Here is a 253-nt window from a genome sequence, read left to right on the forward strand (position 1 = left end):
GATATGTTCATCATTAATAAAAATTTGCGGTACAGTGCTTGCGCCACCGGCTTTAGTAATCATTTCATCGCGAAGTTCAGGTTGTACACCAATATCAAAATTAGTGAATTCAACGCCTTTGCTTTTTAAAAGCGCCATAGCGCGCTGACAAAATGGACAATATGCCTTGGTGTATAAAACAACGTTACTCATAATAAATCCTCTATCGGTTTAGCTAAACGAGATTAGCGACCTGTTATCGTTGGTAAGCTAG

Annotated in this window: 1 protein-coding gene; it reads right to left on the reverse strand. The window is 38.7% G+C overall.

All coding sequences use genetic code 11. The annotated features are described in order from the left end of the window. The coding region (locus tag R2R70_RS21740) for a glutaredoxin domain-containing protein (RefSeq protein ID WP_410979158.1) at window positions 1-192 on the reverse strand (192 nt) is incomplete at its 3' end. Window positions 193-253 lie beyond the last annotated feature (61 nt).

It is taken from the genome of Cobetia sp. SIMBA_158 (assembly GCF_046566945.1).
Classification (GTDB): Bacteria; Pseudomonadota; Gammaproteobacteria; order Pseudomonadales; family Halomonadaceae; genus Cobetia; species Cobetia amphilecti.